General features: G+C 62.2%; 13 protein-coding genes and 1 pseudogene. 4 read left to right on the forward strand and 10 right to left on the reverse strand.

What is annotated here, in order from left to right:
* Positions 1 to 331 precede the first annotated feature (331 nt).
* Entirely contained in the window at positions 332 to 742 is a 411-nt protein-coding gene (locus ACYCTF_RS13610; protein WP_461285044.1) for a type II toxin-antitoxin system VapC family toxin, read from the reverse strand.
* On the reverse strand, positions 742 to 984 hold the full coding sequence (locus ACYCTF_RS13615; protein ID WP_461285045.1) for a type II toxin-antitoxin system Phd/YefM family antitoxin: 243 nt from the start codon (positions 982 to 984) through the stop codon (positions 742 to 744). The genes ACYCTF_RS13610 and ACYCTF_RS13615 overlap by 1 nt, the downstream gene beginning before the upstream one ends.
* Positions 985 to 1,189: 205 nt before the next feature.
* Between ACYCTF_RS13615 and ACYCTF_RS13620 the strand changes: the two genes are divergently transcribed.
* Both ACYCTF_RS13620 and ACYCTF_RS13625 read left to right on the forward strand, forming a co-directional pair.
* Positions 1,190 to 1,459, forward strand: a complete 270-nt coding sequence (locus ACYCTF_RS13620) for a DUF2191 domain-containing protein (protein ID WP_461285046.1) — start codon at positions 1,190 to 1,192, stop codon at positions 1,457 to 1,459.
* The gene (locus ACYCTF_RS13625; protein WP_461285047.1) at positions 1,456 to 1,884 is read left to right on the forward strand and encodes a TA system VapC family ribonuclease toxin; all 429 of its coding nucleotides are present in this window, start codon (positions 1,456 to 1,458) and stop codon (positions 1,882 to 1,884) included. The genes ACYCTF_RS13620 and ACYCTF_RS13625 overlap by 4 nt, the downstream gene beginning before the upstream one ends.
* Before the next feature lie 368 nt (positions 1,885 to 2,252).
* Here the strand turns inward: ACYCTF_RS13625 and ACYCTF_RS13630 are convergent, their stop codons facing one another.
* From ACYCTF_RS13630 to ACYCTF_RS13660, 7 genes and pseudogenes are all read right to left on the reverse strand, one after another.
* A complete protein-coding gene (locus ACYCTF_RS13630; protein ID WP_461285048.1) occupies positions 2,253 to 2,453 on the reverse strand; it encodes a hypothetical protein in 201 nt (66 codons plus the stop codon).
* A 26-nt stretch (positions 2,454 to 2,479) separates the two neighbouring features.
* A pseudogene (locus ACYCTF_RS13635) lies at positions 2,480 to 3,321 on the reverse strand (ExeA family protein).
* Positions 3,318 to 4,769, reverse strand: a complete 1,452-nt coding sequence (locus ACYCTF_RS13640) for a DDE-type integrase/transposase/recombinase (RefSeq protein WP_461285049.1) — start codon at positions 4,767 to 4,769, stop codon at positions 3,318 to 3,320. Before ACYCTF_RS13640 ends, ACYCTF_RS13635 begins: the two are co-directional and overlap by 4 nt.
* Before the next feature lie 111 nt (positions 4,770 to 4,880).
* The gene (locus ACYCTF_RS13645) at positions 4,881 to 5,432 is read right to left on the reverse strand and encodes a hypothetical protein (RefSeq protein ID WP_461285050.1); all 552 of its coding nucleotides are present in this window, start codon (positions 5,430 to 5,432) and stop codon (positions 4,881 to 4,883) included.
* Between the two features lie 302 nt (positions 5,433 to 5,734).
* The gene (locus ACYCTF_RS13650; protein ID WP_461285051.1) at positions 5,735 to 5,956 is read right to left on the reverse strand and encodes a type II toxin-antitoxin system HicA family toxin; all 222 of its coding nucleotides are present in this window, start codon (positions 5,954 to 5,956) and stop codon (positions 5,735 to 5,737) included.
* Entirely contained in the window at positions 5,949 to 6,170 is a 222-nt protein-coding gene (locus ACYCTF_RS13655; protein ID WP_461285052.1) for a type II toxin-antitoxin system HicB family antitoxin, read from the reverse strand. The genes ACYCTF_RS13650 and ACYCTF_RS13655 overlap by 8 nt, the downstream gene beginning before the upstream one ends.
* A 356-nt stretch (positions 6,171 to 6,526) precedes the next feature.
* On the reverse strand, positions 6,527 to 6,736 hold the full coding sequence (locus ACYCTF_RS13660) for a hypothetical protein (RefSeq protein ID WP_461285053.1): 210 nt from the start codon (positions 6,734 to 6,736) through the stop codon (positions 6,527 to 6,529).
* 416 nt (positions 6,737 to 7,152) lie between these two features.
* Between ACYCTF_RS13660 and ACYCTF_RS13665 the strand changes: the two genes are divergently transcribed.
* Together ACYCTF_RS13665 and ACYCTF_RS13670 are read left to right on the forward strand one after the other, a co-directional pair.
* Positions 7,153 to 7,431, forward strand: coding sequence for a hypothetical protein (locus tag ACYCTF_RS13665; protein WP_461285054.1), 279 nt, complete (start codon positions 7,153 to 7,155; stop codon positions 7,429 to 7,431).
* Positions 7,428 to 7,763, forward strand: a complete 336-nt coding sequence (locus ACYCTF_RS13670; protein ID WP_461285055.1) for a hypothetical protein — start codon at positions 7,428 to 7,430, stop codon at positions 7,761 to 7,763. The genes ACYCTF_RS13665 and ACYCTF_RS13670 overlap by 4 nt, the downstream gene beginning before the upstream one ends.
* Positions 7,764 to 8,143: 380 nt before the next feature.
* Here the strand turns inward: ACYCTF_RS13670 and ACYCTF_RS13675 are convergent, their stop codons facing one another.
* On the reverse strand, positions 8,144 to 8,377 hold the full coding sequence (locus tag ACYCTF_RS13675) for a helix-turn-helix transcriptional regulator (protein ID WP_461285056.1): 234 nt from the start codon (positions 8,375 to 8,377) through the stop codon (positions 8,144 to 8,146).
* Between the last annotated feature and the right edge of the window lie 269 nt (positions 8,378 to 8,646).

Raw genomic sequence — 8,646 nt, forward strand, 5'->3', positions numbered from 1 at the left:
CCCGGCAACTCATGTCTTGGGGGCGTCCCTCAGGCCCCCGCCAATCCAGCCACTCGCAGACCTCGCGCGACAAGGCCGTGCGTGTCAGTGTCGGGTCACCCTGGATCCGTGCCCGAATGCGCGCGAGGGTGACGTCGGAGAATTCCCGTCCGGTAATCTGCATACTGACATGCTAGCGAATCGCCTTCCCGGTGTTCAGCAAAAACTGTGGGACAAGATCAGTCTTAGAGCAAGACCGGCCATCCCTGAAGCAAAACGCGGCCGCGACCCCATGGCAGCATCCGCTCATAAGACCGCCAACTCCGCGGAGCGGTGGTCATCATTTTTTGATCTATGGCACGAGCGCAACCCCCAAAGCGAGGGCCGCCTCAAGGAGCCCGTCATCGAGCGTCGCGAGCGGCAGATTCCGCCGCAAAGCCAGCTCCAAATACGCGGCATCGTAGATCGTCAGACGGTGTTTCTCCGCAAGGTTCAAGGTGGCGAACCACGCCGCGGCATCCGTCTGATGGTCTATGGTCTCCGGCAGCAGGCGCAGATCTGGCACCAGTTCGCGCAATTCCAGCATCGTGATACGACCGTGCCGCGCGGCGGCCAGCAGTGCGTTGCAGACTTCTAACGCCCAATGAGCGGGAACGCAAATACCCTCCCCCAACAGCCGCTCCCGCACCTGGTTGGCGGATTCGCTATGTTCGTCCCGGAGGTACCAAGCCAGGGTCATGGAGGCATCCGCAACGAAAGCCATCAATATCTGCGTCCCGCGTCGATCAGTTCGCGCAACGAAACACCACCCAAGTCATGGCTGGCCTGGAATGCCTTCATGCGCACCACAGCGGCTCGCCTTTCCTCCAGGCCTTGACCCATCGGCGGCCGCAACTCGGCCACCGCCCGCCCGTGCTTAGTGATGGTGAAACACTCCCCTTTGCGCACCCGCTCCAAGATCTCGGACAAATGCGTCTTCGCCTCATAGGCCCCAATCTCGGACATATCGACACCCCATATTTACACCAGTCTAAGACTAGCCTAGACATGCGTAGTCGGCGGTGTCAATATCGACTTGGCATACGCGCACCGCGCATGCGTCCTTGGGTTTTAGACCACCCATCCGCACCAAAAGTTGGACAAGACTACAGCTTGACGCAGGTCCCGCTGCCTCTTAGGATAGCATCAAGATGCGATAGAGAGGGGCATCATGATGCGAACGACACTGACTATCGATGAACAAGTGGGGGCCGCCCTTCAGGAGACTGCGCGAAGGATGGGGAAACCGTATAAGGCCGTGGTCAATGAGGCCTTGCGCTTGGGACTTCATGCCATGGCACACCCTTCAGCACGGCCCTACTATTTGGTCCCATCCGCACTGGGGGGTGTCCGGACGGGACTCAATCTCGATAAGGCGCTCGCGATTGCAGATGCGCTGGAGGATGACGCCATTGCCCAAAAGCTTATGTTGCGCAAATGATCCTGGTCGACGCCAACCTGCTGCTCTACGCGGTCAATAGCGATCTCCCCCAACATGTGAAGGCCCGGAGGTGGTGGGAAGAGGTATTGTGTGGGGGCCAGAGCATCGGTTTGCCTTGGGTTGTGATATTGGCCTTCTTGCGCATAACGACTAACGCTCGGGTATTCGAACGACCGCTCCCGGTCGAACGGGCATGCGCCTATATCGAAGAATGGTTGTCGCTTCCGACGGTGCGCGCCGTGGTCCCTGGACACGGCCACTGGGCGATTTTGCATAGTTTGCTAGTCCAGTGCGGGACGGGCGGGAATTTGACAACCGATGCCCACATCGCCGCACTTGCGCTCGAACATGGCTATACGATCTACTCCTCCGATCACGACTTTGGACGCTTTGGCGGAGTGCGCCATGTCGATCCCCTGCTCTAAAACCCCTCAAAGCCGTTGCGAGACAAACCCTAACCCGCAGACAATATCTCCGACTCGCTAGTATCGCGACACGTTAATTTAATGGGTCATCGCGCAATCGTGTGGGCGGAAATGCCTCCCTAGGTTGTTTGGAGCGGAAATTGTAGGCCTGTAAGAGCCATGATTCGGCGCGGGAAACCGGCATGATTTTCCGATAAAACACCAGCATTGGCGGGCTTTCGTATTCCAACGATCATGATCACGACTTCTGGCGCTTGTGGTGCAGGTGAGAGCGGTCACGGTATTTGATGGAGCATTTTTCACGATCGGCGATGGACCGGCGGCGCAAGTGATCGTGACGGTGTTGCCACCACGACCGGTGTGCCGGATCAGAACGGCGGGTCGTTCAGTGGCGGCATAGGATCGCCGGAGTCCTCCCGTGGCGGCCGCTCGTTGGTGTGGCGATGGATCTGCGCGAAGTAGCGGTTCTGGAAGCGGACGGTGAACATCTCCAGGAAGTCGTGCAGGGCGATGACCGCCTCGTCGGGCAGGTCGGGGAAATCGATAAGGTCCGGTTCTTCGTTCTGCATGGCAGCACTCCTTTGGGTTTTCAGGGTCAGGGCGCAGCGCGTGCACGGCGCGGAGGGGCCAGGGGCCCGCCGTAGACCTCAAGGTAGAGTTTCTCGTCTAAGGTCACGATCTCGCGCTGCGCGGCGCTCATCAGAAGTTCCGAGCCCATGCCGGCGAGGATGCGGTAATTGCCGGCGGCATGATCGACGAGGGTGGCGCGCAGCCCCTCTGTCATGAGGCCGGCGTTGCCGGCGGCGGCAAGCAGATGGTCGAGGGTCGCTGTGAGTTCCTCGCGGGTGGCCGCATCCAGGCTCATGCGCGTGCGGATGCGCGAGCCCAAGGGAATGAGCTCCTCGCGTTTCAGCTTCTCCAGAAGCCGGCCATCGCCCGCGAGCACGACGGCTAACAGCGACTGGGAGTCGAAACGGGCGCTGGCGAGCAGCCGCAGCTCGTTAGCACCGCCGGGCTCATCTCCTGGGCCTCGTCGATCAGCAAGACGGAGCGTCGCGTAGTCGACCCCAGGTGATCGAGCCAGCGCCCACGCAGCGCCTGGAAGCCGCCCCAGCGGTTGGAGACACGAATGGCGACACCGAAGATATCGCCGAGCTCGCGGTAGAAGTCCGAGAGGTTACTCTGGGGGTGATGGACAACGCCGACTGACAGATCCGCGAGACGCGCAAGGCGTTCGGTCAAGAGGCGCAGGACCACGCTCTTGCCGCAGCCGGGGTCGCCAGAGACGAGGGCAAAGCCCCCTTCGCGCAGGTGCGCGTGCTCGATGCGCCAGCAGAAGGTCTCGATCTTCGGTGACAGGTAGAGGGCCTCGGCCGGCACCTCGGGGGAAAAGGGATCGAACTTGAGCCCGTAGAGGGCGAGCAGCTTCTGGTTCATGCAGGGTCATCCTTCGGGTGGGAGTCGGGCAGGTACGCCGGCGGCAGCCCCGTGGCGGCATAATCGGCGATCATTTGCTTTAAAAGCGGCGCGATGCCGGAGGCCCCCGGTGTCGGCGCGTGGCTTGCCGGTTCGACCGTGCGGCGCAGCCGCTCGGCATTGGCGGCCTTGTCGATCGGGTACACGGGGCAGAGGATCGTCCCCAGCCGCGGATCGATCAGGTCCACCCGGCGCAAATCCCAGCGGGCGTAGCGTAGGTGCACGTCTGGAAGATGGCGATAGCGGGAAGGAATCTCGAAGCGGTGGCCCTCGAGGCTTGCCGTGCCGTCGGAGCGGCGCACCCGCCGCTTGACCTCGATGCGGAAGGCCGCCCGCAGTTCATCGCTTGCCGGACACGCGCGCGCGACCGAGGGGCCTGCGAGATAGCGCTCGAGTGGCGTGACGCCGATCTCGCGATGCACGGTACGATGGTATTCCTGGGTAACCCAGGCGCAGGTGGCCAGGTTCAGCTGATCGAGCGTCAACCGCTCCTCGCCCTCGAGCATCGCCAAAAGCCGCCCCTCGACCCGGGTCCACAGGTTCTCCTGCTTGCCATTGACGTGCGGCGAGCGGGGCCGCGTCGGCACATGCAGGATGCCCAGCCGCTCAAGGCCCGCGGTGAACTCCCCGGACATCATCGCCGAGCCGCGGTCGCTCATGAGGGATCGCGGCAGACCCACCTTCGACAGGGCCTGTGAGAAGCCGTGCACGAGTTGTTCGGTGCCTTCCGCGGCATACCACTGGGCATGACAGAGATAACGGGAACGGTCGTCGATGAAGGCCACCAGCAAGGGTTTGATCCACGCGCCCGCGCGCGAGAGGATCTTGCGCGAGCCATGATGGAAGTCGAGATGCATAAGCTGCAGGACGTACTCGACCTCGTAGCTTCGGATCTCACGTTCCACGAGCCCCGCGCCGGTGCCGGGGATGACGGGATCGCCGTATCGCGCCGGGCGCTTGCGCGTCAAGCCCTGCGCCTTCAGGGTGCGCCGGATACTGGCGTAGGACGGACACGGCACGACCGGATCGAAGGCGGCCAGGAGCACGCGCAGGTTGTCGTGATGCAGCTGCGCCGTCCACCCGGGATGCGCCGCATACTGCGAGCGCAAGGCCTCTTGCGTCTGAAGGCCGACGCTTGGGAAACCGCCGATGTCGCGCCGGACCTGATTGCGCAACACGGCCACCGGGTCGGCGGCGTGGCGGGCGGCGTAGTACCATCGCTCAATGGTGGAGGCGCCAAAGCGCACCTCAAGTCCGGTCAAGGGATGGCGCCAGCTGCGAGCGGCGAGCGCGCTTAAGGCCGCCTGCAGATCCCCCGGCGCAGGCGGTGCGGCCAGCAAGGGACCGATGATGGCAAAGCGCAGCCGCGCCCACCGATCGCGGCGGTGCCGATCGTCTCCAGAACCCACTTCCTGCCCCCTCGACCGTGATTGGCGACAGCCGAAAGGCTATGCGCCCCTTCCCGATGGCGCCACCGGCATCCTCTGCGGGAGGTCGCTCGCTTCGGGGCGACCCTCGGATTACTGGCTCATAGGGGTCTCGCTGAGTGGGGCGACAAAACGCAACAACTGCACCATCCGCTCGGGGCAATCCGATCCCTGGAAGCGCTCGAACAGGCTCACGGGCAGACCCGTGGCCGGCAGCGGCGGCATGAAGCGCGCGCGGACCGACTGCCAGAACCGTGTCTGTTGGAAATCCTTCCGCCACCAGGCCCGCCATCGCTGCAGGGTGCGCGCCGGAATGCCCAGCCGCTCCGCCAAGGTGTGTGCAGCGGGACCGGTCGGTGGCGCGGTGAGCATGAGCATGACCGCCACGTACACCCGCCGGCCCAGGAAGCGCACCGAGGCCGGGGTCGTGCGGGTCTCGCACCGCCCGCAGGTGAAGCTCAGGCGCCGCGAATACTCTTCCCGCACCGCCGCCGGGCAACCCCGCGGCTTGCGCGGGAAATCCGCCACGTGCAGCGGCCCCGCGCACCGAGGGCAACGGCCTTCGCGAACCTCGGCGGCAAGCTCGGCGTCGATATGGCAAAGGAAACGAAAAAAGGATGGGTCCTGCAATAAGGTATGGCACACTGGTGGGGTCTCCTTAGGTCGCGAAACCCGGAGACTCCCCCGAAGGGGTCTTGGCGATCAAGATCTCTGAGGGGGATTCCCCTTAAGTCCATCACCAAACGTGACCACCACGAACCGAAAACCCATCAATTACGATGGCCGTGCTCAGTGCCCGTCGGCCGCCAATGGACGCCGTCACTACTGAAAAAACCAGCGCCGACCTTACCACCACTTCTGGCTGAAGTCGGTGGAACTCTGTTGTGGCGGCAGGACCTTGATGCGCCGCTCTTCCAGCCAGGCGTCAACCTCCTCCTCGAACCACCTTAAGACTCAAACTCGCCACGCGATACACCGGATTGGCGAATAATAGACTGTAAGGTTCCCGTACGCAGTTCCTGATGATTCGGTACGGGCACCGTCACGGTTGTGTTCGGAAGTTTCTGCTGCATGATGATATGGCTGCCACGCTGACGCGCCTCCACAAACCCGTGCCGAGCCAAGATGGCGCAGACCTCCTTCCCGGACAGAACGCGCAGTCTACCCAACGGCTACGTCTACCCGCGTGACATAGACTTCCTCGTGCAGACGCTGCTTGATTTCCTCCGGCGAGGCCGTTTCGAAAAAGAGCTCGAGCGCCTCCTGGAGGTTCGTGCGCGCCTCTTCGATGGTATCGCCTTGGCTTGCGATGTCGAGTTCGGGGCAGAGCGAGACATACCCCTGCGCTTCACGCTCGATGATAGCCGTCAGTTGTTTGTGCATGGTATGGTCCTCTGGTGGTGGCTTATTGGCGGGTTCGCGGAAACCGCTCCAAAATTCACAAGCCCCCACTCCAAGCCCGCGAATTTTGGAGGTTGTTTCCGCGTAAGTCCGGCCTCGCGCCACGCGAGGCCGGACGAGCCTGCAAAGAGACGTGGCTCGCGGAAACCGATTGTCGCCAAGGGCAGCAATGCGAAAAGTACCTTTTTATCGTAGCATGTCGAGCGACGACCCGTTATCATTAGGGTCTGCGTGGTGGAGCACAAAGGCTCAGCCAGGCCAAGATGGGCCTGGGCTCTGCTCGTGTCGGGGCGGGTTTCGCCGGACCGGACCTGCCAACCGCGCCAAAACGACTACACCTACTGCAAATGGGCCCATGCAGCATCTTCCTCGGAGCGCAACCAGTCGGTGCTTAAGCTCTTCTCCGCCGCCAGGAGCGTTTCATCCCAATGCGCCGGCGGCTCATCCAGAACCGTGACCAGCACCCGGTGCGGACCTATCACATAAAGCGGCTCAATGAGACGGATTTCACCGTTCTCGTCAATAACCGCCTCTGCTATTTGTTTCATGGACGCTACCCCCTTCTCGCAAGAACCTTGCTCAATTCTAGCACGAACCAAGCGCCCCCGAGCCGCCACCAGGCCTGCTCGCACACAGACGATGCCGAACTCACCCACTTCGCGCGCGGTGATGTATCGCACCACGGGCTTTGTCTGCAAACACAATCAGCCTTGCCGGGGCGCGCTACCACCACTTGCGACTGAAGTCGGTAGGGCGCTGTTGTCGCGGCAGGACCTTGATGCGCCGCTCTTCCAGCCAGGCCTGGACGTCCTCCCCTCATTTCATTTCGCCGGCCGTATGGCTGCATACTTCTCCCAGATAGCCGCCTCCCCAACCGGAGAGGGCACCTCTACCCCTTGCCAACCCTTCCCCTTTCCCCGCCGCTTCCGTCATGCTATCATGCCGCATGAAAGAGGGTAGGGTTATGCACATCAAGATTGTGGGCAAAAGCGGCCAGATTTCGCTGGGGAAAGCGCTCGCGGGAACAGGTTTCCTGGTGGAAGAGTTACCGGGTGGCGACATCGTCTTGAAGCGGGTGGCCGTCGTTCCGATAAACGAGCGGTGGGCGCATGAGCCCGCCGTGCGGGACAAGCTCGCGCAGGCTGACACCTGGATGCGCGACCACCCGCCTGTGGAAACTTCGCTGGATGAGCTCGAGGCTGCTGGCCGTTCTGGCGGCAATGAGCGTAAGCGACCCGCGTGAGCCGGACTGGGGCGCCCTCACGTGATAACGCGAGCGGAAATTCTGCCAAAGTCCTGCTCGACCTCAACCACCCTGGGTTCCAGTCGGAACTCTTCGCCCTGGACGCCCCGGAAATCAAGAAGGTCTTCAAAACGCTCAAAAAACTCAGAGCCCTCACCTGGGACGAGGTCTTTCAGGACCATGGTCTCAAATGGGAAGAACTGAAAAGCCTTCCCGGCAAATACACAATTCGATTATCTCAGTCCTACCGCGCGGTCGTGGTGCGAGAAAACGCATTCATGCGCTTCCAGACCCTCCATCGCGACCACGACGAGGCTTACGGACGGAAATAGGGGTTCAGGCCGACCGGCCTCCGCTCGCCTTCGGCGAGGAGGTTCCTCCGCGGCGAGCCCTCTCGCGCCAGCGGGAGCCGTTCTCGCGGTAGGGTTCACAGCCCGTGTATTCTCCCAGATGGCCGCCTCACCAGACAAAACGGGCGCTTTACTTGCCCGTGCGCGCGGTAGCTTACGGCCGGTGGTGCGCACGGGCAACGCCACGAGCCAGACCTCGACATCGGGCTGACGCCAGCGCAAGCTGGACGAGCCAGGTAGCTGTATCGGCGGAGGAACTGATTGGCTATGCCGCTTCAGTCTCATGTAAACGCCATTGGGCGTGGTCCCCAAGAGGGCGGCGAGTTCAACGACCGTACGTAACCTATCCATGCGTGGCCATGCTACCACCACTTGCGACTGAAGTCGGTAGGGCGCTGTTGTGGCGGCAGGACCTTGACCCGGCGCTCCTCCAGCCAAGCCTGCACGTCCTCCTCGAACCACAGGGTCTTGCCCGAGGGCAGCCGCACAAAGGGCGGTAGCCATTCAGGATGGGTCAACACATAATCGGTAACCGTATGGGCCTTGAGGTGCAGCACCTCCGCCAGCTGTTTAGCGCCGAGTGTTGGCTTGGGCATGATATTCCGCCGCTGATTGGTTGCATAACTCTAAGCGTGCGGCCAACAAATTTGCCAGGGTGATGGTGCGATAGCCGCGCGTGCAGTCCGAGCGCGTGGTTTGCGGAAGGTAAACATCCCCCGGCAGAGCCGGGGGCTTTAATTTGTGAGCCGCTCAAAGCGGCTATAGACATCATGTATTGACCTGCCCGGCCTCAAGCGACGTGGATTAAGCTTGAGGTCGGGAAAACCACCATCAGCTCAGAGCCACAATTGAGGGGGCAGGTCAT

This window comes from Acidiferrobacter sp. (assembly GCF_054609335.1).